Below are 26,050 nucleotides of genomic sequence, written 5' to 3' on the forward strand. Positions count from 1 at the left end.
ATGGATTCGATCGCGGCTGCGGATCGGGGAACTTGGGAAAAAGGTGACGGCAAAGCGGGCGGAGTTCCGCAAAAGACGACAACAGGGGCTCAAGGGGGAACGAAGATGACCATGGATGCCGATCAGGTCTGGTTGCGCGTGCGGGCGCGGCTGAGGGCGGCTGTCGGCGAAGACGTCTTTACGTCCTGGTTCGCCCGGCTCGAACTGGAAGAAGTCGTGGGCGATCTCGCTCACCTTTCGGTCCCCACGCGATTCTTGTGCTCGTGGATCCAGTCCAACTATGTCGAAAAGATTCTCGAGGCCTTCACAAGTGAAGACCAGTCCATCGGCCGGCTGCACCTGACGGTGCGGGTCAATGGCCAGGCGCGGCCCCGGCTGGTGAGCTCGAACGAGCCCTCGGCCACCGAGGCGGATGCCCCCGCCAGCACCCAGGAGGTGCGCAAGATTCCGGCGCTGGTGACCAGCCAGCCGGCCAGCGGCACGCGCGCCAATGCGCTTTCGGGCTCGGCGCTGGACCGCAAGCTGACCTTCGACACTTTTGTTTCGGGCAGCGCCAATGAAATGGCGCTCAATGTCGCCAAGCAGGTCGCCTCGGCGGCGGCCAACAATGTGGTGACCTTCAACCCGGTCTATCTCCATTCGTCGGTGGGTCTGGGCAAGACCCATCTTCTCAATGCCATTGCCTGGGCGGCCGGCGCCTCGGACACCTCGCGCAATATCGTCTATCTGACCGCCGATCATTTCATGTACCATTTCATCACGGCGGTGCAGCACCAGTCGGCGCTGGCCTTCAAGGAATGGCTGCGCGGCATCGACCTGCTTCTGATCGACGACATGCAGTTCTTGCAGGGCAAATCGGCCACCGAGTTCGGCCATACGCTTTCCACCCTGATTTCGGGCACCAAGCAGGTGGTGGTTGCGGGCGATGCGCCGCCGCGCGATCTCGAGATGCTTGACGACCGGGTGCGCTCGCGCCTTTCGGGAGGGTTGGTGATCCCGATCACCCAGTTCGATCCCGAGCTGCGCCGCGCCATCGTCCAGAAGCGCGCCGATCAGGCGGCAAGCCGGTTTACCGGGCTGAGCTTTCCCGGCCCCGTCATCGATTACGTGGCCCGCTCGATCGTGAGCCATGGCCGCGACCTGGACGGCGCGGTCAACCGGCTGGTGGCCGCCAACCAGCTGACCGGTGAGCCGATCACCGTGGGGCTTGCCGAAAAGACCCTGCAGGATCTCATTCGCTCGCGGGAAACGCCCCGCGTCCGGATCGAGGACATCCTCAAAATCGTCGCCCGCCACTACAAGGTGCCGCGCAACGAGCTTTTGTCGTCGCGCCGCTCGCGCGACGTGGTGCGCCCGCGCCAGATCGCCATGTATCTGGCCAAGTCGCTGACCTCGCGGTCTCTTCCCGAAATCGGCCGCCGGTTCGGTGGACGCGACCACACAACGGTGCTCCATTCGGTGCGCAAGGTGGAGCAGCTGATGAGCCAGGACGGTGAGCTGACCCAGGAAATCGAACTGCTCCGGCGCATGCTGGAGGAGTGAGCAGCGGCGGGCCCATATGGGCCCGCAAAATCGCTCCGGTGGAGCGATTTTAGCTGCGAACGCCCTGAAGCCTGTGGCTGAAGGGCTGACCCGCGATCCAAAGCGCCGGTGGCGCTTTGGAAGGCAGACTAGGGCCCAGGACGCCATGCGCGAGGGCCGACGGTGCGGGAGTGTGCCCCAACGCAATCCTTGTTACAGCTCTAATCCATAAAGACCATAGATGACGGTCAGCATCCGCCACGCCACTGAGGCCGATACCGCGCAGATTCTCGCCATTGTCGCGCCGATCCTGGCGGCCGGGGAAACCTACGCCATTGCGCGCGATCTCGATGAGGCTGGCGTTCTGGCCTATTGGTTCGATCCCGCGCACGAGGTCTTTGTCGCTGAAGAGGACGGCACCGTCCTTGGGACCTACTACCTTATGGCCAACCAACAAGGCGGCGGGGACCATGTGGCCAATTGCGGCTATATGACGGCCCCTCAATCACGGGGGAAAGGCGTTGCGCGAACCATGTGCCGGCATTCGCTGGCGCGTGCCGCGGAGCGCGGCTTTCGCGCCATGCAGTTCAATCACGTTGTCTCCACCAACAGCCGCGCCGTCGCTCTTTGGCAATCGCTGGGTTTCCATATCGCGGGGGTCTTGCCCGCAGCCTTCCATCATCCGGTGCATGGCTATGTCGACAGCTATGTGATGTTCAAGACGCTCTAGGCCGTCGCGGAAACCGGCGACCGGCCCGGCAAACGCCCACAGGCGGCGAATTTCTTCTGTGAAGCGGGGTTCTGGAACGGGGTGGGGGCCTTGCGTTTTTTTGCCCGGCGATGCAGGGTCTGTGCCCGGCTTTTGCGCCGGTGACGGCCCGTCCAGGGCTGCCGAAAACCAGACAGAAAAGATCAGGGGTCCAAAAAGCCATGAAGGTCACGCTCGAGCGCAACCATCTGCTCAAGTCACTGGGGCATGTGCACCGCGTTGTCGAGCGGCGCAACACCTATCCGATCCTCGCCAACGTTCTGATGAGCGCCACGGGCGACGGGCTGGATTTGCGGGCCACGGACCTTGATATCGAAGTGACCGAGACGGTGCCGGCCATGACTGCCACGCCGGGCACGACGACGGTTCCCGCGCACACGCTCTACGAGATCGTGCGCAAGCTGTCCGATGGCGCCGATGTGGTACTGGAGACCGACGGGAACGATCAGATGCTGATCTCTTCGGGCCGGTCGCGGTTTCATCTCGCGTGCCTCAACCCCGACGGATTCCCTGACCTGAAATCGGGAGCGTTCACGCATACCTTTGCGATCAAGGTCCAGACGCTCAAAGACCTGATCGAGCGCACCCAGTTCGCGATTTCCAACGAGGAAACGCGCTATTATCTCAACGGGATCTTCGTTCACACCGTCGACGGCCCGGACGGGGTCGTGATGCGGGCCGTGGCGACCGACGGGCACCGGCTGGCGCGGGTGGAAGCCGAAGCGCCGCAGGGTTCGGCCGGGATGCCGGGCATCATCATTCCGCGCAAGACCGTGGCCGAAGTGCTCAAGCTGCTCGACGGGGTCGAGGACGAGGTCAAGGTCGAGCTTTCCGACACCAAGATCCGCTTCACGCTGGGCGGGGTGATCCTGCTCTCAAAGCTGATCGAGGGCAGTTTCCCCGATTACGAGCGTGTAACGCCGAAAAACAACGACAAGGCGCTGGTTGTCGACCGCGACAGCCTGGCGCGGGCCGTGGACCGGGTTTCGACGATTGCGTCCGAACGCGGTGGCAAGGCGGTGAAACTGGCACTGACGCCGGGGCAGCTCGAATTGAGCGTGACCAATCCCGATCACGGCACGGCGAACGAAGAACTGGCGGTCGAGTTTGACCTCGAAGGGTTCGAGATCGGGTTCAACGCGCGCTATCTGCTGGAAATCATCGCCCAGATCCGCACCGAAAACGCGACCTTCATGTTCAACGACGCCGGATCTCCGACGCTGGTCAGAGAAGACGGGGAGACCAAGGCGCTCTTCGTTCTGATGCCGATGAGGGTTTGACAATTGGGGTGAGGCCGGGCTGCAAACGGCGTTTTTGTGCGCTTCCGGTCCTCACGTACATAAAGTACGCTCCGGTCCGGTTCTCCAAAAACACCATTTTCGCCGCAGCCTGACCCCAATTGGGCTCAGAGGAACGCTCCGGGCAAATACGGTGGCCAATTTAAGCCGATGACCGATGCACAGCGCTATATTTCCCGGCTGCGGCTGACGGGGTTTCGCAATTATCCTAGCGCCGCGCTCGATCTCGATCATCGCCATGTGGTGCTGACCGGCGAGAACGGGGCGGGCAAGACCAACCTCATTGAAGCGATTTCGCTTCTGGCGCCGGGGCGGGGGCTGCGACGGGCCGGGTTCGATACGCTGGGAATTGTCGGCGGGGACGGGCTTTGGGCCGTGGCGGCCAGCATCGAGACCGCTTATGGGCCGGTCGATATCGGGACCGGGGCCAGTGCCGATGCCTCCGGGCGCCGGGTGCGGATCAACGGCGCCAATGCGCGGGCCGTCGAGGAGATGAGCGAGCATGTGCGCATCTTATGGCTGACGCCATCGATGGACGGGCTGTTTACCGGACCGGCCAGCGAGCGGCGCAGGTTTTTGGACCGGCTGGTCACGGCGCTCCATCCGGGCCATTCGAGCACCGTGACCGACTTTGAAAAGGCCATGCGCCAGCGCAACCGACTGCTCGAAGACGGCGGGGATGGGGCCTGGCTGAGCGCCATTGAAGCGCAGATGGCCGAATTGGCCACCGCGATCTATTTCGCGCGCGCCGATTCGCTGGCCCATCTGCAGGCGTTGATGGAAAAGTCGGTGGCCGATACGGGATTTCCGGGCGCGCTTTTGGCGATCACGCCGATGATGGAGGGGGAAATCCCCCAAACCGCCAGTGGGCTGGAAGCGGCGCTGGCCGGGCTGTGGCGCAGTGCCAGAGGACTTGATCGGGCGGCCGGACGCACCACATTGGGACCACACCGCATCGATCTCGATGTGACACACGCCCCAAAATCGATGCCGGCGGGTTTGTGCTCGACAGGCGAGCAGAAGGCGCTGCTGATCGGGCTGGTTCTGGTCCATGCGCGGCTGGTTTCGACAATGACCGGGATCACACCGATTTTGCTGCTCGACGAGATTGCCGCCCATCTCGACCCCGTGCGGCGCGGGGCGCTGTTTGACGCGCTCGAAAAACTGGGCACCCAGTGCTGGATGACCGGGACGGACCCGGTGCTTTTTGCCGCTTTGGGCGAACGCGCGCAGCATTTTTCGGTCCATTCGGGCGTGGTGCGGCCCGCGGGTTGAAAAAGCCGTCACATTGTGGTGCTGGACCGTTAAAAACAGGCCAAATTGCTTGGGGATAAGTCCCCAATCAGGTACAAGTTATCAATTCCCAACAAGGCTGATTCTTCTTTCATGAGCGACACGCCCCCGATCCCCAATGATGCAGAATATGGCGCGGATTCGATCAAGGTCCTCAAGGGCCTCGACGCGGTCCGGAAACGGCCGGGCATGTATATCGGGGATACCGACGACGGCACGGGCCTGCACCACATGGTCTATGAGGCTGTCGACAATTCCATCGACGAGGCGCTGGCCGGCCATGCGGACCTTGTTTCAGTCACGCTCAATGCCGACGGTTCGGTGACGGTGACCGACAACGGGCGCGGCATTCCGACCGATATCCACAAGGAAGAGGGGATTTCGGCGGCCGAAGTGATCATGACCCAGCTCCATGCGGGCGGGAAGTTCGACCAGAATTCCTACAAGGTCTCGGGCGGTCTGCACGGGGTGGGGATTTCGGTGGTCAACGCGCTTTCGGTCTGGCTCAAGCTCAAGATTCGCCGCGCCGGGGGCATTTACGAGGTGAGTTTCACCCACGGGGTGGCCGATGGTCCGCTGACCAGGATCGGCGACTATGTCGAAGACAAGCAAAAGGGCGTCAATGAGGGCCGCTCGGGCACGGAAATCACCTTCATGCCCTCGAGCGAAACCTTCACCATGGTCGAGTTCGACTACAAGACGCTAGAGCATCGGCTGCGCGAGCTGGCGTTTCTCAATTCGGGCGTCCACATCATCCTGCGTGACAAGCGGCACCCCGAGGTCGTCGAAACCGACCTTATGTATGAGGGCGGGCTCGAGGCCTTCGTCCAGTATCTCGACAAGAACAAATCGGCGCTGCTCGACAAGCCCATTTCGCTGATTTCGGAAAAGGACGGGATCACCGTCGAGGTGGCGCTGTGGTGGAACGACAGCTACCACGAGAACGTGTTGTGCTTTACCAACAACATTCCCCAGCGCGACGGCGGCACCCACCTTGCGGGGCTGCGCGGTGCGCTGACGCGGCAGGTGACGGGCTATGCCGAGCAATCGGGCGTCACCAAGCGCGAAAAGGTTTCGCTGACGGGCGACGATACGCGCGAGGGGCTGACCTGCGTGCTTTCGGTCAAGGTTCCCGACCCCAAATTCTCGTCCCAGACCAAGGACAAGCTGGTGTCGTCCGAAGTGCGGCCGGTTGTCGAGAACGTGGTCAACGACAAGCTCAGCCAGTGGTTCGAAGAGCACCCCTCGGAAGCCAAGACCATCGTGACCAAGGTGGCCGAGGCCGCGGCGGCGCGCGAAGCGGCGCGCAAGGCGCGTGAATTGACCCGCCGCAAATCGGCGCTGGAAATCTCGTCCCTGCCGGGGAAACTGGCCGATTGCCAGGAGCGGGACCCGGCCAAGGCCGAAATCTTCATCGTCGAGGGCGATTCGGCGGGCGGGTCGGCCAAGCAGGGGCGCGACCGCGCCACCCAGGCCATCCTGCCGCTGCGCGGCAAGATCCTGAACGTCGAGCGGGCCCGGTTCGACCGGATGATTTCATCCGATCAGGTGGGAACGCTGATTACCGCTCTGGGCACGGGCATCGGGCGTGAGGAATTCAACCCCGACAAGCTGCGCTACCACAAGATCATCATCATGACCGACGCCGACGTTGACGGCGCCCATATCCGCACGCTGCTGCTGACGTTCTTTTACAGGCAGATGCCCGAATTGATCGAGCGCGGCTATCTCTATATCGCCCAGCCACCGCTCTACAAGGTGACGCGCGGGCGCTCGGAGCAATATCTCAAGGACGAGCGGGCCCGTGAGGATTACCTTCTGGCCGGAGGCACCGAGGACGCGATGCTCACGACACGGGCGGGATCGGCCCATACGGGCAATGACCTGCTCTCGATCGTGGAACAGGCGCGCGATCTCAACCATCTGATCGACAATCAAAACGAGCGCTACAACCGGCAGATGATCGAACAGGCCGCCGTTGTCGGTGCGCTCGATCCTGCGGCGATGGAAAACCCCGAGACCGCGCAGGCCCTGGCCGAACGGGTGGCCAATCGGCTCAACCGTATGTCGGACGAGACCGAGCGCACCTGGGACGGCAAGCTCGATGGCGAGGGCGGGTACGTGTTTTCGCGCGTCGTGCGCGGCGTGACCGAGAGCCATACGCTCGATGCGGCGCTTTTGGGATCGGCCGATGCGCGCAAGCTGCGCAACCTTTCGGGGCGGCTCGACGACATTTATGGCGGCGTGCCGACACTGACGCGCAAGGAACTGGTCCAGCCCGTTTATGGGCCGCGCTCACTGTTTTCCATTGTCATGGCCGCCGGCGCCAAGGGCGTCTCCATGCAGCGCTACAAAGGGCTGGGCGAAATGAATGCTTCCCAGCTGTGGGAAACCACAATGGACAAGAACGCGCGCACGCTGTTGCAGGTCCAGATCAAGGAAAGCGACGATGCGGATTCGATTTTCTCCCAGCTGATGGGCGATCTTGTCGAACCGCGGCGCGATTTCATCCAGGACAACGCGCTTGCGGTTTCCAACCTCGACATCTGACGGGGCTGGAAGCCGCTTCCGGCGCGGCGGCTTTTGCCGCCAAATCATTCGATCTCGCTTGAGCGTATCCTGAACGCTATCGCTCGGGATGGCTCAACGCGGTGCGAGTCTGGCGATCAGCTGGTTCGCGACGGTTGCCATTGCGGTTGCGGCGGAGAAGTCGAACTGGTTGATGGAGATGAAGACACCGACGCCTCGGGACGGAGCAAAGGCAAGATAGCTGAAAACACCGTCAGTGCCACCGGCCTTCTGGATAATGAGCGGTCGGTCTCCCTCGGGCATCATGATCACCCAGCCGAGCCCCATGGCATCCATGTGTCCGGACTCATCCATTCCCGCTACCGGATTCAGGCCATCGCGCATGACCCAGGCGGCGTGGCTCAAGGCGCGGGTTTCTGCATCTGTCTGATTGAAGCGGTCGAGATTCCAGTGAAGGTACTTCACCATGTCATTGGCCGTCGCATATAGCGAGGAGGCACCAAACCTGTTGGGGATTGGTTCGCCGGGATACATCTCGCCGCCATTCCAGTCATAGCCGGTCATGACGTTGTCTCCCTCGGGCCGAAGATACCCGGTCGAAGACAGACCGATCGGGTCAAGAAGCGTTTCCTGGACCAGATCGGCATATTCCATCCCCGAGGCCTCCGCGAGTGCCATCGCAAGGAGGTCGTAACCGACATTTGAATACAAGATGCCTTCGCCGGGCGCAAAGAGCAGCGGATCATCGGCGAGATTGGCGGCGAAGGAGGCGTCGCTGTATCTCTCGATGCCTTCCACAGGTTTGAGTTCGCGCGCCAGTCCGCTGCGATGCGTTACCAGGTCGATCAGCCGGATCTCTTGCCCGTCACGCGCGGGGAGTGTGTCGATAAGGTCGAGAAGTGGTCCTGCGGGGTCGGTCAACGCGACGTCTCCGCTGACAACAAGGCGCGCGAGCGCGAGGCCGGTGAAGGTTTTCGTGATCGACCCGATACCGATCCGGGTTTCCCCATCGGGCTCGATGCCGCTGCCTGATCTGACCTCGCCGAATCCGAAGACCGTACTCTCGCCGTTGCGCACGGCGGCGATGACCATGCCAGGCACGCCGGTGTCGAGGTGGAATATCTGGCCGGTGAAGCCTACCACCTCATCGAGCAGCGGATCATCTGCCAAGGCCGGTGATGAGACGAGAAACGCAGCGGTGGCGGCGGCAAGGATCAGTTTCATCAGGCGCTCCGAGTTTTGGCGGGAGCTGGCATGGTAGGGACAGTAGCTTAACGTTTAGATATGGCCCCGGCCCATTTCCGAACCAGGCTGCGGCCGATTTGCCCGTTGCGGGCCGCCGTACTCTCATAGGGTCACCACAGAACCGGTTGCAAAATAGAAGTGGTTTTTGCGCCAGGCTGACTGCTAGCATAATCCCTGCAAGAGCTGAACATGGTGCGACGGGAAGTTGCCCATCAGTGGAGGGTGGACGATGGCGAAGCTATTCTTTGGGATGAACCAGTCGCTTGATGGCTATGTCGACCACATGCGCGTGGGACCGCCCAGCCCGAAGCTGTTCCGTCATTTCATCGAGCAAACGAACAGTCTCGCTGGCAGCCTTTATGGCCGCCATCTCTATGAACTCATGCGCTATTGGGATGAAGACCAACCCGGCTGGGAGACTGCGGAGCACGAATTCGCCGCGGCGTGGCGCAAGGCGCCGAAATGGGTGGTTTCGCGCACGCTGGATTCGGTTGGGCCCAATGCGACGCTTGTGCAAAAGGACCTCGAGGCGACGGCGCGCCAACTGAAAGCCGAGATCGATGGCGAGATCGAGGTTGGCGGCCCCAATCTGGCGCGCAGCCTGACAGAGCTGGGCCTGATCGACGAGTATCGCATCTACCTGCACCCGGAGGTGCTTGGCGAAGGCACCCCCTTCTTCGCTGCGGCTCGCCCGCCCCTGCGTCTGGCCGGCAGTGAACAGGTCGATGACAATGTGATGAAGCTCAGCTATGTCCCGGCCTGATTAAGCGATTGCATTGCGCCCGCTCCCCTGTGGCGGCTTTCGACCACAGAGATCGAGGTGACGCTGGCCGCGATGGCTGGTTTCCCAGGCCTGCCACCAATAGACCCCGTTCCGCTTCCCACTCCAGTTCAGACGTTCCCGTCACGACATCCGCCTCCGCCCCGGCAAAACCGTTGCCGCACGGCCACACTCGCAGGTAAGAGTGGAAAAATTCACATAAACGCGCCACAATTGACCGCGATAGCGATAGGCATCGCGTTTGCGCCTGTATGGCGGCGCGTATCGATTTTTCCATGATGACGGCTCGAAAGTGATCTTTGATGGATCTTCGTCTCTCTCCCGATGATCGCGTCGATGGCGGCCCGCAGCGCAAGGCCAAGGGCCAGCGCGCGCAGGCCGGATCAGGCTCCAATGCGCCCAAGGGTGGCAAACCTCGTCGGCCGCAGAACCGCAAGGTGAAGAAAAAGCGCTCGGGCGGGATGAGGTTCATCGTCGGGCTGGCCTATTTCTGCTTTACGATGATGCTTGTCGGCGGCGTCGCGGTGGCCGGGATCGTCGTCTATTACGGCCAGGATCTGGGCTCGTCCTCGACCTGGGAAGTGCCCCAGCGTCCGCCCAATATCCGCGTTCTGGCGTCCAACGGACAGCTTTTGACCAATCGCGGCCAGACCGGCGGCGAAGCCATCGGCATTCACGAGTTGCCGCCCTATGTGGGCCAGGCGGTGGTGGCCAGCGAAGACCGTCGCTTTTACAGCCATTTCGGCGTCGATCCGATCGGTCTGGCCTCGGTGGGGCTGGAAATGATCCGCGCGGGCGGGATTACCCGTGGCGCGTCCACCATTACCCAGCAGGTGGCCAAGAACCTGTTTCTGACCCCCGACCAGACCCTTGGCCGCAAGGTGCAGGAAGCGTTGCTGGCCGTGTGGCTGGAGCAAAACTACACCAAGGACGAAATTTTAGAGCTCTATCTCAACCGCGTGCATTTCGGGTCGGGTTCGACAGGGATCGAGGCGGCTGCCCAGACCTATTTCGGGATTTCGGCGCGCAATCTCTCGCTGGGCCAGGCCGCGATGCTGGCGGGCATCCTGCCGGCGCCTAGCTATTACAATCCGCGCACCCATCCCGACCGGGCGTCCGAGCGTCAGCGGCTGGCGCTGGCCAACATGGTGCGTGAGGGTTACATCACCACCGAACAGGCACAGGCCGCCGCCCAGAACATGGATGCCAACATCACTACCGAGCGGGTGGCTGGCACCGAATATTACGTCGCCGACTGGGTGGAAACGCTCATGAACGACTATCTGGGCGAGGTGAACGAAGACGTTGTGGTTTCCACAACGCTCGACTGGGACCTGCAAAAGCAGGCCGAATTCGTCATCAAGGAAGCCGTGGCCGAGCAGGGTGAGGAACTGGACTTTTCCCAGGCCGCCTTCGTGGCCATGGATACCGAGGGCCGGGTGCGCGCACTTGTGGGCGGGGTCGATTACAGCCAGTCGAGCTATAACCGCGCCGTGACCTCGCGCCGTCAGCCAGGGTCGGCCTTCAAGCCTTTCGTCTATCTGGCCGCGCTGCAGCAGGGCTATACGCCCGACACGCTGATGGTGGACGAGCCGCTCGACTACAATGGCTGGTCGCCGGAAAACTCCAATGGCCGCTATGTCGGGCCCGTTCTGTTGCGCGACGCGCTGGCCTTTTCCATCAATACGGTGGCGGCGCGGCTGGCCATCGATATCGGCCCGGAAAACGTGGTCGAAACGGCCTATCGGATGGGTTTTTCCTCCAATTTCCAGGCCGTGCCGGCCATCGCGCTGGGCACCCAGGAAGTCTCGCTGCTCGAACTGACCAGCGCCTACGCCCCGTTCGCCAATGGCGGCTATGGCGTGGTGCCCAATGTCATCACGCGGATCACAACGACCGATGGCGAAGTTCTATATGAAGAAACGCCAGCCGGGCCGGGCCGTATCCTGACCGACGAGCAGGTGGGCATGATGAACGACATGCTCCAGACCGGCGTTCAGGCCGGGACGGGCACGCGGGCCCAGTTGGGCAACTGGCCGATGGCGGGCAAGACCGGCACATCGCAGCGCAACCGCGATGCGCTGTTTGTGGGCTATACCGCGAGCCTTGTGGGTGGGGTATGGCTGGGCAATGACGACGACACGCCGACACGCGTGTTCGGCGGGCAGATTCCCGCACAGATCTGGCGCGACATCATGACCATGGCCCATGAGGGCCTGCAGGTCGCGGCCCTGCCAGGCAATTACGTCAAGCTGCAGGACCGCGTTGCGGTGCCGATGCAGGATACGATGCCGGCGACCGGAACGCCCGTGACCATCGACCAGATCCAGGGCCAGCCGGGCCAGCAACCCGCGCCGGTGCCCCAGCAGCAGATCCAGCCGCAACAGCAGCAACAACCCATAGCGGTTCCGGCCAATGACGGGATCGGTGGGCTGCTCAACGGACTGTTCGGCGGGTAGCGCCGGTCATCTGCGACGCAAAAAAGCCCGGGCACCGACCCGGGCTTTTTTTGCGTACTGCGCCCACCATTTGCCTGTTGACTTGGAGTGCGCTCCAAGCCGTAGCTTCCCATGCGTCGTGACGAAAGGAGGGGCTGTTCATGAAGATCGGCGAAGTGGCAAGGCGCTCGGGCCTGACAGCTCATACGATCCGCTATTATGAGCGGATCGGCCTTATTCCCTATGCCGACAGGGACCGATCGGGCCAACGTGACTACGACGCATCGGTCCTTGTCTGGATAGAATTTCTCGACCGTCTCAAAACCACGGGAATGCCTATCCGGGACATGCTGCGCTACGCGGCCTTGCGGGCGGGCGGGGTTGAAACGGAAGCTCAACGCCGCAGTCTGCTCGAGCAACACCGCGACCGCGTCCGCGCACATGTCGCCGAACTGCAAGCCTCTCTCCTCGTCCTCGACACCAAGATTGCCGGATATGCCGGCAAGGATCATGAGGATGAAAAAATATGACGCATCAATCCCCCAACATGGGCGAAAGCCGGCTCGAACGCGGCAAGCGGGCGCTTGCCGAAATCGACGGCGAGGCTGGCCAAAATGTCATCGCCGCACTGGCCGACATTGCCCCCGAGTTTGCAGACTATGTGTTCGAGTTCGCGTTCGGAGACATCTACAACCGCCCTGGCCTCGACCTGCGGGCCCGCGAAATCGCCACCATCGCGGCACTGACAGCCATGGGCACCGCAACGCCGCAACTGAAGGTCCATATCGAGGCGGGCCTCAATGTTGGGCTGACCAGAGACGAAATCACCGAGATCATCATGCAGATGGCCGTCTATGCCGGCTTTCCCGCGGCGCTGAACGGCCTGTTTGCAGCCAAGGAGGTCTTCGCCGCACGGGTCTAGGTCGTTTCACCGTTTCGCGGAAACGCTTCAATTGCTCTAAGTCTTTTTGTCGCGCTTCTGAACCGGACAAGTGGTATACACTTATCCTGGAAGCGCTCTAGAGCGCCATCAGAGCCGTGCCATTGGCCTTGAGCCAGGCCTTGGGGCGTTCGTAATCGGGGAAGGTCCTGGCGACGGTGCGCCAGAAGACCGGCCTGTGGTTCATTTCGAGGATGTGGGCTACTTCATGGGCGGCGACGTAATCGAGCACGTCGGGTGGGGCGAGAACCAGCCGCCAGTTGAAATTGAGGCTGCCCGAGGACGAGCACGAGCCCCAGCGGGTCGACTGATCGCGCAGGGTGATGCCGGCGACCTTGACGCCCAGATTTTGCGCGTGGCGGGCGCAGGCGATTTCGAGATCCGCACGGGCCTGGGATTTGAACCAATCGACAAGGCGGCGGCGCATGTGGTCGGGGCCGCCCGGCACGTGCAATTGGGGTTCGTTTGTATCCTCGATGAGGGTGACGAGGCCGCGCAGCCGGTCGAGGCTGACCAGACGATGGGAGACGCCGCGCAGGGGAATGATGGCGCCCGGAGTAAGAGCGTAGGGGCTCTGGATGCGGTTGAGCCGGGCGGAAAGCCAGCCATTGTTGCGCTCAAGGAAGGCCTGTGCCTCGGGCCAGCGGCCGCCGCGCGGAACGGTCAGCATGGGTTCACCCCGTGCTGAAATGCTCAAGCGATAAGACCGCGCCCGCGCATTGACCCTCACGCCGACGGTGACGGGACCGGAAGTGGTCACGATTTCGGTGGTCTGGGGAATTGCGGTGCGGGCAAAAAGGCGGGGCAGCCCCATCCATCGTCTCTTTTGCAAGGGAATCGCTTGAGCCATTATGCAGGCTGGCCCGGCGGACAAAACAAAAAAGAAGCGGCACGCCGGAAAGGAACGTGCCGCTTCTTTTGTTGTCGCGCTTTCGGACTCGACGAGTGGAGGCTGCCCATCGCCGAAAGCGCTTTTGTGGGTGCCTTGGGCGGAGGAAACCCAAGGCGCGACCGGGGACCAAAGGGAGGGGGAACAATCCGCCGGCCGAAGGGAAATTGTCTTTTCGGGCCGCGCTTCCAATTATCCTGGGAGCGCTCTTGAGGAAACGTCACCGGCCCGTGGGCCGGTGAATGTCAGTTTTGTCCGTAGCGTTTCGCTTGCGCGGCCCTGCGGGTCCGAACCGCAAAAGTGGAATCCACTTTTGCTGGAAACACTCTTAGTACCCCTGACGTTCGCCGCCATCGTCGTTGCGGTGTTCGTCAGGGCGGGGGGCATTGCGGTCCCGCATGAAGCGATCGAACTCTTCGCGGTCACGCGCCTTGCGCAGATTGGCGAGGTGCTCTTCGAACGCCTGGCGGTCTTCTTCGAGCTTGCGGCGCTCCTCATCGAGGCGCTTGAGCTGTTCTTCGCGGTACTCGTCGAATGCGGCATTGCCGGTGGAGGCGGCGCCATAGTGGCGCGGGCCACAATTACGGGATTTGAAATGGGCCTTCTGCCGGCTCACCCAGGCGTCGGCCTTTTCGCGGCTCCCGCCCATATATTCGCCCCATAAGATGTAGGCGAGGACGGCCATGCCAAGCGGCCAGAAGATGATAAAACCCAGAACCATCAAAGCGATGGTAATCGGGGACCATGCGGGTTTGATAATTGCACTGTTCATGTTGCGGTCTCTCCAGTCTCGAACACAACAAAATTTGGGGTCGCTGGCGCGCGCATCAAGGGTTGGCGCATAAATTTATCGCTCTTGAAATCTGCTATAGAGTGCCCATACGCCACACCGGAAGCGAGAAAAGATGAGCGAAATCACCGAGTCCAGCGCCCCGATACCTGCACGCAGCGCCAACCCAATGCGACTCGAAACGCTCGTCCTTTTGCGCTGGCTGGCCATTTCGGGCCAGCTCATCACGGTGGTATTCGTGCGCTACGGGCTGGGATACGACCTGCCGCTTGGTGCGTGCCTGCTGCTGATCGGGCTTTCGGTCCTGGTCAATGCGGGGCTCCTGATCCGCTACGGACCGGGGCACCGACCATCAACGCGGCTGGCGTTTTTTCAGCTCGCCTATGACAGTCTGCAGCTTGGCGGATTGCTGTATCTGACGGGCGGGCTGGGCAACCCGTTCGCCGTCTTGCTGCTTGCGCCGGTTTCGGTCTCGGCTTCGACACTGGCCTCGCGCGAAACGATCTGGGTGGGCACGCTGGTTATTGCGATTGCCAGCGCATTGTCACTGTTTCACATGCCATTGCCCTGGATCGAGGGCGTCCGTTTCGAGCCGCCGCGCATCTATCTGACCGGGGTTTGGGTGGCGATTTTGTGCGCCGTGGGTTTTGTTGCGGGATACACCAACAAGGTGGCCCATGAGGCGCGCCAGCTGGTCGATGCGCTGACCATCACCGAGTTGGCCCTGTCGCGCCAGCAGCAGCTTTCGGCGCTCGACGGGCTGGCCGCGGCTGCGGCCCATGAACTGGGCACGCCGCTGGCCACCATCGCCCTGGCCGCCAAGGAAATCCGCCGCGACCATGGGGAAGGCGAGCTGGCCGAAGACCTCGACCTGATCATCGACCAGGTGGCCCGCTGCCGGGCTATCCTGGGCAAATTGCGCAATCTGCGACCGTCGGGATCAGACCTTTTCGACAGCGCCACGCTCTCTGACATCGTGGCGGAACTGGCCAAGGCCCATGAGGGGCCGGCGCTGGTGGGGGGCAAATCGATAAGCCTTGCACAAACCCGCGCCGAGCAGGACGAGCCGGTGATTGCGCGCAATGTGGCGCTGCTTTACGGGCTGGGCAATCTGATCGAAAACGCTGTGCAGTTCGCAAAGGCAGAAGTGACGATCCGCGCCGTCTGGGACGGAAGGCGGGTGATGATTGCCATCATGGATGACGGGCCGGGATTTCCGCCCGACCTTTTAAGCCGGCTGGGAGAACCCTATCTGACAACGAGGACAAAAGACCGGTTCGATCCGCGCCATCCCGATGGCGGGGGCGGGTTGGGCCTTGGCGTGTTTATTGCCAAGACGTTGCTCGAGCGGACCGGCGCCACGCTCAAATTCTTCAATGCCCGGCCAAACGGGCACGCCTGCGTGGAAATCAGTTGGCCGCGCGACACTCTGGTCCGAAATGCCGCACGCGACGTATGAGGTATGTAATGTGTAAGGTTTTGACGTTCTCGCCACAATTGGCCATAACCGAGACGCGAGAGGATCCAGGCCAATGACAGATATTTCCGAGCTTCCCGAAACCGACCGCACCCTGCTACTGGTCGATGACGACAAGCCATTCCTGACCCGGCTCGAAAGGGCCATGGACAAGCGGGGCTTTATCGTTTCGATCGCCGATACGGTGACGGCCGGATTGGCGGCGGTCAAATCCAGCACACCGGCCTTTGCGGTGGTCGATTTGCGGCTCGAGGACGGAAACGGGCTGACCGTGGTTCAGGCGCTGCACGAAAACCGGCCCGACGCCCGTGCCGTGGTTCTGACCGGTTATGGCAATATTGCCACCGCCGTCACGGCGGTCAAACTGGGGGCCGTAGATTATCTCGCCAAGCCGGCCGACGCCGACGATATCGTCAAGGCGCTTTTGGCCGGCGAGGACGATATCAAGCCCGAGGCCCCGGAAAATCCCATGTCGGCGGACCGGGTGCGCTGGGAGCATATCCAGAGGGTCTATGAATTGTGCGACCGCAATGTTTCGGAGACTGCGCGGCGGCTCAACATGCACCGGCGCACGCTGCAACGCATCCTCGCCAAGCGCGCTCCGCGCTGATCGATACTCAGACCATCCCAGGAGACCTTCATGGCCGTCGAGCTGACCTTTAACGGTGCGGCGGGCACCGTTACGGGGTCGTGCTACCGGATCGTCCACGACAGGGGCAACTTTCTTGTCGATTGCGGACTGTTTCAGGGCACCAAAACCGAGCGCGAGCTTAACGAAAAGCCGTTCCCGTTTGATCCGGGAGCGATCGATTTCGTCCTTTTGACCCATGCCCATATCGACCATGTGGGGCTGGTGCCGCGGCTGTATGCCAAGGGATATCGCGGGCCGCTGCACGCAACGGCGGCGACCAATGGGCTGATCGAATATCTTCTGGCCGATGGGGCGAGCATCCAGGAAAGCGAGGCTGAGCGCGAAAACAAGAAGCGCCGGCGCCGGGGCGAAGCGCCCGTGCCGCCCCTCTATACCTTGGCAAATGCCGAGGAGGCGCTCAAACACCGGTCCGATCATCCCTACGGCGAATGGATAGAGCCCGGACCGGGAGTTCGGGCGCGGTTCTGGAATGCCGGGCACATCCTTGGGTCGGCTTCCATCGAAATCGAGGTCGAGGACAACGGCAAGCCGGTGCGCTTGTTGTTTTCGGGGGATCTGGGGCCTGACGAAAAGGTTTTCTATCTCAAGCCCGGCGCCCCTTCCGATTTCGACTATGTGATTTGCGAATCGACCTATGGCGGGCGCGAACGGGCCGATTACACGCTGGAAACACGCCGCGCGGCGCTGGCTGAGGAAATCAACGCGGCGCTGGACCGGGGCGGCAATCTGGTGATTCCGGCCTTTGCCGTGGAGCGCAGTCAGGAATTGCTGCACGATATCGGGACGCTGATCGAAGACGGGACGATCAGTCCCAAGCGGGTGTTTCTCGACTCCCCACTGGCGCGGCGGGTAACGCAGGTCTTTGCCCGATACGCCCACGAGTTCGACGATCTCGAACTTTCCCCCGAGCAATTGTTCAACAATCCACGCTTTTCGATCACCGAGAGCGTCGAGGAGTCCAAGGCAATCAACAAAATTGCCGGCGGCGCCATTATCATTTCGGCGTCGGGCATGGCCGATGCGGGGCGGATCAAGCACCATTTGCGCAACAATCTGATCCGCCACAATGCGACGGTGCTGTTCGTCGGCCATCAGGCGCGCGGCTCTCTGGGGCAGGTTATCCAGTCGGGGGCCAGGGAGGTGACCATTCACGGATCGCAAGTCCCAGTCCGCGCCCAGATCCGCTCGATCGACAATTATTCGGCCCATGCCGATCATTCCGAACTCATCGCCTGGATCAAGGGGCGGCTGCCCATCCATGGGACGCTGTTTCTGACCCATGGCGAGGACGAAGAACGTTCCGCGCTGCGCAAGGCGGCCATGGCGTTGGGGCTGGCCGGCGACCAGATCATCGCTCCAGAGCTCGATGACCGGGTGGCGTTGCAAGCTGGCGGCACCAGCCGGATCGTGGCGACAGGCACCGGGCGGATCGAAACCAGCCAGATCGGTCATGACTGGCACAATGGCTATGCCGAACTGATGATCGCGCTGTCGGACGCATTGCGCGCCGCGCAATCGGATTCAGAGCGGGAAGCGATGATCGAAAGGCTCAAAGCCGCGCTAGCGGCCAAATAAGCCCTTTTTTTGCATCGTCCTTCCGGCAAAAGTGGCATCCACTTTTGCCGGAAGCGCACTATTCCGCCGCCTGCTGGTTTTCCGGTTCGGGATGTGACGGGCTCTCGCTCTTGGGACCGGCGATCAACAGCCGCTGCTTGCGGCGGCGGCGGGTGATGCGGACCTGCTTGACCCGGCGGGCATCGGCGCGGGTGATCTCGAATTCAAACCCCTTGAGCTTGGAGACGACCTCGCCGCGCACCGGGACACGGCCGAGCATGGCAACGATCAGCCCGCCCAAAGTATCGACTTCCTCGGCATATTCGCCGGGATCGAAATCGGGCCCGACGGCCTCAATCAGATCTGTCAGCTCCACGCGGGCATCGGCAATGAAGCTGTCTTCATCGACCGCGCGCAGCATCGAGGCTTCGCTTTCGTCATGTTCGTCCTCGATATCGCCCACGACCGCTTCGAGAAGATCCTCGATTGTCACCAGTCCATCGGTGCCGCCATATTCATCGATCACCACCGCCATATGCATGCGGGTGGCTTGCATGGAGGCCAAGAGATCGGTGACCGGCATCGAGGGGGGCACGAACAGCACCTTGCGCACCAGATCGAGCTTGCCGATGCGCTGCTTGAGCACCGGGGTGACGAACTTGACCGGGCTTTGATTGTTGTGCCCGTTCGACCCGTTTCCCGCGGTCGGGGCTGCGGATCTGGCCGGTTCGGTGACCTTTTCGAGCACGTCCTTGATGTGGATCATGCCCACGACATTGTCGAGGCCTTCCTCATAGACCGGCATGCGCGAATGGCCGACCTGACGGAACCTATCGATCACGTAGCCGACATTGACGCTAGAATCCACCGCTTCGATATCGGCGCGCGGCACCATGACGTCCTCGACGCGCAATTCGCCGAGCTTGAGCACATTTTGCAAAATGGCCCGCTCGGATGCGGAAAAGGTGGTGTCGGTGGGCAGGAACGGGCCCTCGAGCGCCTCCTTGAGATCGGTGCGCAAGGACGCTGGCCGACCCGGCAGACGGGCGCGAATCCGCGCCCATAGCGATGGCTTTCTGTCGCTCGAAGTTGAATTAATATGGTCGCCCTCAGGGCGATGCGGCCGGCGCGCCGCGGCGCTAGATTGATCGCTATCGGTCATTTGGGGTGCGGTGGGCATTTGTCTTTTCGGCCCGACCGTCGGCACTCCGTATCTTGTTGCGCAAAGATCAGTCGTTCAAAAGAACCTGACCATCATAGGGGTCTGGATACCCCAGCAGCCCCATAATATCGGTTTCTCTTGCCTCCATGGCAAGGGCTTCCTGCTCAGTTTCGTGGTCATAGCCCAAAACATGGAGCATTCCATGAACCAGAAGATGGGCAAAATGGTGCTCAAAAGGCTTTTCGAGTCCGTCAGCCTCGGCCACCAACGTTTCGTAGGCGAGCGATATGTCACCGAGAAGACCTTCGAGGGCATCGTCGGGGTCGAGCGCGGGAAATGACAGAACATTGGTCGGCTTGTCCTTGCCCCGCCACTCGCGGTTAAGTGCCTGTTGGGCAGCATCATCGGTCAACAGAACAGAGATTTCGCAAGGACCGTCCACGGCAAAGCCGGAGTTCTCCAGCGCCATGGCGAGGACTTTTTCGGCCAGGGGCTGGAGGGTTTCGGGCCAGTCTCCGGCCGCGCGATTGATCTCGACGGACAGTCTGGGCGTCAAACGTCGAGCTTTCCTTCGGAGGCCGGGCTCTTGCCCGTTGCGCCTTCATAGGCCCTGACAATGCGCGCAACGAGAGCGTGGCGCACCACGTCCTTGTCGGTAAAGCGCGTCGTGTGAATGCCTTCGACATCGGAGAGAAGGTGGAGGGCTTCGACAAGCCCCGATTTTTCCCCGCGCGGCAGATCGACCTGGGTGGGGTCGCCGGTGATGATCATTTTCGAATTTTCGCCCAGCCGGGTCAGAAACATCTTCATCTGCATCGATGTGGTGTTCTGGGCCTCATCGAGAATGACGGCGGAATTGGCAAGGGTGCGCCCGCGCATGAAGGCGAGCGGAGCCACTTCGATGGCGCCGGACGCAATGCAGCGCTCGACCACCTCGGGCTGCATCATGTCGTAAAGCGCGTCGTAAAGGGGCCGGAGGTAGGGATCGACCTTTTCTTTCATGTCGCCGGGCAGAAAGCCCAGGCGCTCGCCCGCTTCCACCGCGGGGCGGGAGAGGATGATGCGATTGATTTCGCCGCGCTCGAGGAGCGTCGCCGCGTGGGCGACGGCGAGATAGGTCTTGCCGGTGCCGGCCGGGCCGACGCCGAACACCATCTCGAAGCGGTCCATGGCGCGGATATAGCCATCTTGAGCCGGATTGCGGGCGACGATGGTGGCCTTGCGCGTGGCGATCTGGGCCATGCGCACCTTGCCGCGCTTTTCGAGCGTGGGGAGCGAGAGCTGGCTGTCCTCGGACTGGACCATGCGGATGACACCATCCACATCGGCGGGGCCGACGACCTTGCCCTCTTCGAGCATGTCGTAGAGCGATTCGAGCGCACGGCGCGCCTGATCGACGGCGTTGGCGCCGCCGCGCAGCATCACGTGGTTGCCGCGCGAATTGGCCTGCACCCCCAGACGCTGCTCGATGAGCGCCAGATTCTGGTCGAATTCACCGTACAATTGGGAGACGAGCCGATTGTCTTCGAACGCCAGTTCGAGATGGGCGGCGGCGGACTGGTCGGGTTGCGACCGCAAATTCCGTGTCAAACGCGATGGCTCCAGGGAAGCGTTGCGACTCTTAACGAGTAGTAAAGCTATCAGACCGCGATTCGATCCGCTGTGACAATTGTGCCTTCGAGCGAATTTTTTGCCTGGGCGATGATTTCGACCGGCAGGATCTGGCCGATCAGGCTCTGATCGGCGCTGATGTGCACCGCCTGCAGATAGGGCGAACGGCCCGCCACCTGGCCGGGATTGCGGCCGGGCTTTTCGATCAGAACCGGCAGGGTCATGCCCACACAGCCTGCATTGAAAGCCTGAGACTGGCGTGTGATCTCGGCCTGCAGAATTTCGAGGCGCTCGGCTTTGACGTGTTCTTCGATCTGATTGTCCATTTCCGCACCCGGCGTGCCCGGGCGGGTGGAATATTTGAACGAGAAGGCCGAGGCGTAGCCGATCTTTTTGACCATATCCACTGTCGCTTCGAAATCGGCATCGGTCTCACCAGGGAAACCGACGATGAAATCGCCCGAGAGCGCCATATCGGGGCGGGCGGCGCGAATGCGGTCGATGATCTCGAAATATTCGGCAGCGGTGTGGCGACGGTTCATGGCTTTGAGGATCCGATCCGAGCCCGACTGCACCGGCAGATGGAGATAGGGCATCAACTGGGGCAGATCGCGGTGCGCGGCGATCAACTCGTCATCCATGTCGCGTGGATGGGACGTGGTATAGCGGATGCGCTCGATGCCATCGATTTCAGCCAGCATGTGGCAGAGCGCGCCAAGGCTGACGCTTTGGCCATTATCGCCCAGCCCGTGATAGGCGTTGACGTTCTGGCCCAAAAGGGTGATCTCGCGCACCCCTGCATCGGCCAGACCACGCGCCTCGGCGCGAACCTGTGCCACGGGGCGGGAGACTTCGGCGCCGCGGGTATAGGGGACGACGCAGAACGAGCAGAATTTGTCGCACCCTTCCTGAACGGTCAGGAAGGCGGTGAGGCCGCGGGAAATGGTCACTTCCTTTTTGGCAGCCGGAAGATGGGCGAACTTGTCTTCCTCGGGGAAATCGGTGTCGATGACCCGGCCTTTCTGGGCCTTGGAGAGGAGTTCGGGCAGGCGGTGATAGGATTGCGGGCCAAAGACCAGATCCACCGCCGGAGCGCGGGCCATGATCTCCTCGCCCTCGGCCTGGGCGACGCAGCCGGCGACGCCGATCAGCATCTTTTTGGCGCCGGGCTCACGTTCGTTGCGGAAATCGCGAATGCGGCCGAGTTCGGAATAGACCTTTTCGGCGGCCTTTTCGCGAATGTGGCAGGTGTTCAATAGCACCAGATCGGCCTCGCCCATCTCGGACGTCGGCGTATAGCCGTGCGGGGCCAGCGCGTCGGTCATCCGATCGCTGTCATAGACGTTCATCTGGCAGCCATAGGTCTTGATGAAGACCTTCTTGGCGTTGGGGAGATCTGGCTGTTTGTCGCTCATGGGCGCGGTTTACACCACTTCCCCGTCCTTTGGCAAAGGGTCAGCGCGATTGAGGGCATTGAGCATGGCGCGGACTTCGGTTTCGGCCCATTTGGCGTTGCGTTTGCGGTCATCGGTCGCTGGGAGGGGAGCGCCGAAGGCGAGGACGACGTCCTTGGGGCCCGATTTGAGGATGGCGCCGAGATTGTCGCCGATGCCCATATCGCCGATCCAGGCGACCTGGCGGCGCTCGGGGCGTGAGAGGGGGAGGCCGGAGATTTTGGTGTAGGCGATGGCAAGGGGCTGGATTTTGGCGCCGTCCTTTATGGCGCCCATCAGCGCCGAGCGGAACGGAAGGACGTGGGTGCCGATGCCGGAGGTGCCTTCGGCAAAGAGCAGGACCGGAACGTCTTGGGCAATGCGGGTGCTCATCTCGCCTGCCGTGCGGCGGGTGTCGGTGCGTCGGGTGCGATTGACGAATATGGTCTTGTGCAGACCGGCCAGGGTCCCGATTACGGGCCAGTGGGCGACGTCGGATTTGGCGACGAAGCTGACAGGGAATTTGCTGGCCACTGCAACGATATCGAGCCAACCGATATGGTTGGCGACCAGGAGGACCGGGCCTTTTGCAAGAGGTTGGCCGGCCAGAGATACACGCAGACCGAGGCCCAACGCGAGCAGTTTGAAAAAGATCGAAGGCAAAAGCTGCCATCCGGGGAGGCACAGCTTCACGAGAACAAACTGGACCGGCAGACCGACCAGCGTGAAGGGCAGGACGATGAGCGCCAGGAAGGCGAGGCGCAAGGCCATGAGGGTTGGCCTTAGCTGTCCTTGTCTTTCAAGGGGACCGCGTAGAGTTCGAGGCGGTGATCGACGAGCTTGTAGCCGAATTTTTTCGCAATCAGTTCCTGGATGGCCTCGATCTCCTCATTGCGGAACTCGATGACCTTGCCCGAGCGGATATCGATCAGATGGTCGTGGTGCTCGTCGGGGATCTGCTCGAACCGGGCGCGGCCGTCCTTGAAATCGTGTTTGGTGACCAGCCCGGCTTCTTCAAACAAATTGACCGTACGATAGACGGTCGAGAGGGAAATGCGCGGATCGACGGCAGAGGCGCGGCGGTAGAGTTCCTCGACGTCGGGATGGTCGGTGGCCGCTTCAAGGACACGGGCGATCACCCGGCGCTGGTCGGTCATGCGCATGTTGCGCGCCACGCATTGCTCTTCAAGCGTTGCTTCGGTGAAAGGCTCGTTGCCCATGCCCGCCTCGCGCATCTGTCCGGTTTGGAGAGATCGGGTTAGCCGATCGGGGCAGCCATGACAAGGGCGGTCGCGGCGCTGCCATCGGGCTTTGGGTAATAGCCCTTGCGGGTGCCGATATCGGCAAAGCCGAAGCGGCGGTAGAGCGCGATGGCCGAGGCGTTGGTTTCATCGACCTCGAGGAAAAGGGTTCTGACCGGGCTCATGGTCAAATCGGCGATGGCCGCGGCCAGCAGCGCGCGGCCCAGCCCGCGGCCACGCTTTTTGGGGTCGACCGCGATGGTGAGCAATTCGGCTTCATCGCCCGCGATACGCAGCATGGCAAAGCCGGAAATGTTGCGTTTGGCGTCGGTCGCGACATAGGCGGGCGTGGTCTTGGGATCGGCAAGATAGACTTCGAAATCGGCAACCGGCCAGCCGCGGTAAAAGCCTTGCGCGTGCAGTTTTGCCAGGGCGGGCGCGTCGTCGATCTCAGCGCGGGCGATGTGAAGGCCGCCCGGGGCAACCCAGAAATTCATTTGCGCGCCACTCCGAACCCGAGCTGGGGCTTGGCGTCGGCCGCACGGATATAGGTGGGATCGGCCGGAAAGTCGCTGGCGCGGGCCCGTGAGGCAAATGCCGCCATCAATCCGATATCGATCATCGGATCGTCGGGGGTGGTGCGCGAGGCAATCTGGAGGATCTGCTTGAGATCGACAAGGTCGGCCTTGTCACGCGGTTTGCCCGGCGCTGAAAAGCTCTGGCGATAGGCTTCGCCGCGCTTGGCATCGACGATCAGCTCGCTTGGCCCCTCGTGCGAGAGCGAAAGGGCGAGCAGCGAGGGGATGCCGATGACCGGGATGTCGAGCGCGACGCCGAGCCCGCGGGCCGTGGAAAGCCCGATACGCAGGCCGGTGAATGAGCCGGGGCCCGTGGTGACGGCGACGCGGTTGAGCGATTGATAGGTCAGCCCGCAGCGGTCGAGCAGTGCGCCGATGGCGCCGAAGATGATTTCAGCATGGCCCTTGGCGACATCGGCAATTTCGGTTTCGACGCTGCCGTTCGATAAGACAAGCGCCAGTTGCAGGCGTTCGCGGGCGGTATCGATGGCAAGGGTCACGGGCGTGCTCATACCGATTTCGATAGGCCGAAACGACAAACCCCGCAAGCTGTTTGGAGCTTGCGGGGTTTTGGTATGGCCGCATTTGCAGCCAGTAAGGCGTGAGGCCTAACTGATTGATAATATTATATTTGCTGGACCTGTTCGACGCCGGGGACGAAGTGGCGGAGCAGGTTTTCGATGCCCGATTTCAACGTTGCGGTCGAGGAGGGGCAGCCCGAGCAGGCGCCCTGCATGTGCAGGAAGACGGTGCCTTCCTTATAGCCCTTGAAGGTGATGTCGCCGCCGTCCATGGCGACCGCGGGGCGGACGCGGGTGGCGAGGAGTTCCTTGATGACCTCAACGGTTTCGGCGTCGTCATCTTCAAAAAATTCATCGCCCGTATCGACCGGTTCGGACGCTGCGCCTTCGGCGAGGATGGGCTTGCCGCTCATGAAATGTTCCATGACCGCGCCGAGGATGGCGGGCTTTATGTGAGCCCAATCAATGGCTTCGCCCTTGGTGACCGACACGAAATCGGAGCCCAGGAACACGCCCGAAACGCCATCGACCGAGAAAAGCGCCGAGGCGAGCGGAGAAATTCGGGCCATATCGGCGTCGCGGAAATCACGCGGCTCGCCGGGCAAAACCTCGCGGCCGGGGAGGAATTTGAGCGTCGCCGGATTGGGCGTCACTTCGGTCTGAATGAACATTTTTCCGCCTCTCAAGGCTCTTTAGAACTATTCCAAGTTGGTTTGGAAGATAGTCCTTTTGCGGATAAATGCAAGGGGCTGACGCCCAGTGTACCCTCGGTGCATTTGACCCCCACGCCCAGTGGACAGGGCAATTTCAGCACAGTGCGGCGAGATCGGCGTCCGAAATCGTGCCCGGGACCACGGTAACCGGCACGCGAAACGCGTTGGCACCGCGCGCCGCGATCGAGGCGACGAGGGGACCGGGGCCTTCAGACGAATCGGCGGCGGCGAGAACGAGAATGGCGACTGCGGGGTCTTCGGCGATCTGGGCCTCGATGGCGTCGGTCTTCTTGCCTTCGCGAATCACGCGTTCGACGTTGATCGAACCGAAGGCGGCGATGTTGGCGGCGTAGCGGGCCTGCAGCGCCTCGATATTTTCATAGGCCTCGGCGCGCATCACTTCCTCGACGCCCAGCCAGTGCTGGAAATTGTCGGGTTCGATGATCGAGAGCAAGACCACGGTGCCGCCTGTGCGGCGGACGCGCAGGGCGGCAAAGGTGACCGCCTTGGCGCATTCGGGGCTTTCATCCACGACGACCAGAAACTTGCGTTTGTATTCGTCGTCGTAGCGATCCTGGGTGTCGGGCAAGCGCTTTTGTCCGGAGCTGATTTAGG

At 62.0% G+C, this 26,050-nt stretch carries 25 protein-coding genes; 12 read left to right on the plus strand and 13 right to left on the minus strand.

All coding sequences use genetic code 11. The annotated features are described in order from the left end of the window. Positions 1-105: 105 nt before the first annotated feature. The 5 genes from dnaA to gyrB all read left to right on the plus strand — a co-directional run bounded on the left by dnaA (position 106) and on the right by gyrB (position 7,431). Positions 106-1,542: a chromosomal replication initiator protein DnaA gene (gene dnaA / locus OF122_RS00005; RefSeq protein WP_264225857.1), complete on the plus strand. Its 1,437-nt coding sequence runs from the start codon at positions 106-108 to the stop codon at positions 1,540-1,542. Positions 1,543-1,762: 220 nt separating this feature from the next. Next, positions 1,763-2,251 (plus strand): GNAT family N-acetyltransferase, encoded by a 489-nt coding sequence (locus OF122_RS00010; RefSeq protein ID WP_264225858.1) that lies wholly within the window; start codon positions 1,763-1,765, stop codon positions 2,249-2,251. Positions 2,252-2,451: 200 nt separating this feature from the next. Beyond that, positions 2,452-3,570, plus strand: coding sequence for a DNA polymerase III subunit beta (gene dnaN, locus OF122_RS00015; protein ID WP_264225859.1), 1,119 nt, complete (start codon positions 2,452-2,454; stop codon positions 3,568-3,570). Between the two features lie 168 nt (positions 3,571-3,738). Continuing rightward, on the plus strand, positions 3,739-4,863 hold the full coding sequence (recF, locus tag OF122_RS00020) for a DNA replication/repair protein RecF (RefSeq protein ID WP_264225860.1): 1,125 nt from the start codon (positions 3,739-3,741) through the stop codon (positions 4,861-4,863). 111 nt (positions 4,864-4,974) lie between these two features. Next, complete coding sequence (gene gyrB, locus OF122_RS00025) at positions 4,975-7,431, plus strand: DNA topoisomerase (ATP-hydrolyzing) subunit B (protein ID WP_264225861.1); 2,457 nt, start codon at positions 4,975-4,977, stop codon at positions 7,429-7,431. A gap of 93 nt (positions 7,432-7,524) precedes the next feature. Here gyrB and ampH read toward each other — a convergent pair whose 3' ends face one another. Continuing rightward, on the minus strand, positions 7,525-8,634 hold the full coding sequence (gene ampH / locus OF122_RS00030) for a D-alanyl-D-alanine-carboxypeptidase/endopeptidase AmpH (protein WP_264225862.1): 1,110 nt from the start codon (positions 8,632-8,634) through the stop codon (positions 7,525-7,527). 250 nt (positions 8,635-8,884) lie between these two features. Between ampH and OF122_RS00035 the strand changes: the two genes are divergently transcribed. From OF122_RS00035 to OF122_RS00050, 4 genes are all read left to right on the plus strand, one after another. Next, positions 8,885-9,418 carry a dihydrofolate reductase family protein gene (locus tag OF122_RS00035; RefSeq protein ID WP_264225863.1) on the plus strand — a complete coding sequence of 178 codons (534 nt, stop codon included), beginning with the start codon at positions 8,885-8,887 and terminating at the stop codon, positions 9,416-9,418. 320 nt (positions 9,419-9,738) lie between these two features. Then, on the plus strand, positions 9,739-11,895 hold the full coding sequence (locus OF122_RS00040; protein ID WP_264225864.1) for a transglycosylase domain-containing protein: 2,157 nt from the start codon (positions 9,739-9,741) through the stop codon (positions 11,893-11,895). Between the two features lie 140 nt (positions 11,896-12,035). After that, complete coding sequence (locus tag OF122_RS00045) at positions 12,036-12,404, plus strand: MerR family transcriptional regulator (protein WP_264225865.1); 369 nt, start codon at positions 12,036-12,038, stop codon at positions 12,402-12,404. Further along, entirely contained in the window at positions 12,401-12,796 is a 396-nt protein-coding gene (locus tag OF122_RS00050) for a carboxymuconolactone decarboxylase family protein (protein ID WP_264225866.1), read from the plus strand. Before OF122_RS00045 ends, OF122_RS00050 begins: the two co-directional genes overlap by 4 nt. Positions 12,797-12,893: 97 nt before the next feature. Here the strand turns inward: OF122_RS00050 and OF122_RS00055 are convergent, their stop codons facing one another. Both OF122_RS00055 and OF122_RS00060 read right to left on the minus strand, forming a co-directional pair. After that, positions 12,894-13,628, minus strand: coding sequence for a M48 family metallopeptidase (locus OF122_RS00055; protein WP_264225867.1), 735 nt, complete (start codon positions 13,626-13,628; stop codon positions 12,894-12,896). Between the two features lie 403 nt (positions 13,629-14,031). Then, the gene (locus tag OF122_RS00060; RefSeq protein WP_264225868.1) at positions 14,032-14,475 is read right to left on the minus strand and encodes a DUF2852 domain-containing protein; all 444 of its coding nucleotides are present in this window, start codon (positions 14,473-14,475) and stop codon (positions 14,032-14,034) included. A gap of 133 nt (positions 14,476-14,608) precedes the next feature. Between OF122_RS00060 and OF122_RS00065 the strand changes: the two genes are divergently transcribed. The 3 genes from OF122_RS00065 to OF122_RS00075 all read left to right on the plus strand — a co-directional run bounded on the left by OF122_RS00065 (position 14,609) and on the right by OF122_RS00075 (position 18,197). After that, on the plus strand, positions 14,609-15,952 hold the full coding sequence (locus tag OF122_RS00065; RefSeq protein WP_264225869.1) for an ActS/PrrB/RegB family redox-sensitive histidine kinase: 1,344 nt from the start codon (positions 14,609-14,611) through the stop codon (positions 15,950-15,952). A gap of 73 nt (positions 15,953-16,025) precedes the next feature. Further along, complete coding sequence (locus tag OF122_RS00070) at positions 16,026-16,580, plus strand: ActR/PrrA/RegA family redox response regulator transcription factor (RefSeq protein WP_264225870.1); 555 nt, start codon at positions 16,026-16,028, stop codon at positions 16,578-16,580. A gap of 30 nt (positions 16,581-16,610) precedes the next feature. Next, positions 16,611-18,197, plus strand: a complete 1,587-nt coding sequence (locus OF122_RS00075) for an MBL fold metallo-hydrolase RNA specificity domain-containing protein (protein ID WP_264225871.1) — start codon at positions 16,611-16,613, stop codon at positions 18,195-18,197. 58 nt (positions 18,198-18,255) lie between these two features. On the opposite strand, the gene OF122_RS00080 is transcribed toward OF122_RS00075, so the two are convergent. From OF122_RS00080 to OF122_RS00125, 10 genes are all read right to left on the minus strand, one after another. After that, the gene (locus tag OF122_RS00080; RefSeq protein ID WP_264225872.1) at positions 18,256-19,197 is read right to left on the minus strand and encodes a hemolysin family protein; all 942 of its coding nucleotides are present in this window, start codon (positions 19,195-19,197) and stop codon (positions 18,256-18,258) included. 208 nt (positions 19,198-19,405) lie between these two features. Continuing rightward, the gene (gene ybeY, locus OF122_RS00085; protein ID WP_264225873.1) at positions 19,406-19,894 is read right to left on the minus strand and encodes an rRNA maturation RNase YbeY; all 489 of its coding nucleotides are present in this window, start codon (positions 19,892-19,894) and stop codon (positions 19,406-19,408) included. Beyond that, entirely contained in the window at positions 19,891-20,928 is a 1,038-nt protein-coding gene (locus tag OF122_RS00090; RefSeq protein WP_014132534.1) for a PhoH family protein, read from the minus strand. The genes ybeY and OF122_RS00090 overlap by 4 nt, the downstream gene beginning before the upstream one ends. Positions 20,929-20,978: 50 nt before the next feature. Beyond that, a complete protein-coding gene (gene miaB / locus OF122_RS00095) occupies positions 20,979-22,364 on the minus strand; it encodes a tRNA (N6-isopentenyl adenosine(37)-C2)-methylthiotransferase MiaB (RefSeq protein WP_264225874.1) in 1,386 nt (461 codons plus the stop codon). A gap of 9 nt (positions 22,365-22,373) precedes the next feature. After that, on the minus strand, positions 22,374-23,153 hold the full coding sequence (locus OF122_RS00100) for a lysophospholipid acyltransferase family protein (RefSeq protein WP_264225875.1): 780 nt from the start codon (positions 23,151-23,153) through the stop codon (positions 22,374-22,376). 11 nt (positions 23,154-23,164) lie between these two features. Further along, on the minus strand, positions 23,165-23,602 hold the full coding sequence (locus tag OF122_RS00105) for a Fur family transcriptional regulator (RefSeq protein WP_264225876.1): 438 nt from the start codon (positions 23,600-23,602) through the stop codon (positions 23,165-23,167). A gap of 38 nt (positions 23,603-23,640) precedes the next feature. Next, on the minus strand, positions 23,641-24,120 hold the full coding sequence (gene rimI, locus OF122_RS00110) for a ribosomal protein S18-alanine N-acetyltransferase (protein ID WP_264225877.1): 480 nt from the start codon (positions 24,118-24,120) through the stop codon (positions 23,641-23,643). Then, entirely contained in the window at positions 24,117-24,713 is a 597-nt protein-coding gene (gene tsaB / locus OF122_RS00115) for a tRNA (adenosine(37)-N6)-threonylcarbamoyltransferase complex dimerization subunit type 1 TsaB (protein ID WP_264225878.1), read from the minus strand. Before tsaB ends, rimI begins: the two co-directional genes overlap by 4 nt. A gap of 113 nt (positions 24,714-24,826) precedes the next feature. Further along, positions 24,827-25,393, minus strand: coding sequence for a NifU family protein (locus OF122_RS00120; RefSeq protein WP_264225879.1), 567 nt, complete (start codon positions 25,391-25,393; stop codon positions 24,827-24,829). Between the two features lie 136 nt (positions 25,394-25,529). Beyond that, complete coding sequence (locus tag OF122_RS00125; RefSeq protein ID WP_264225880.1) at positions 25,530-26,024, minus strand: universal stress protein; 495 nt, start codon at positions 26,022-26,024, stop codon at positions 25,530-25,532. Positions 26,025-26,050 lie beyond the last annotated feature (26 nt).

It is taken from the genome of Pelagibacterium flavum (assembly GCF_025854335.1).
In the GTDB taxonomy this organism is placed as follows: Bacteria; Pseudomonadota; Alphaproteobacteria; order Rhizobiales; family Devosiaceae; genus Pelagibacterium; species Pelagibacterium flavum.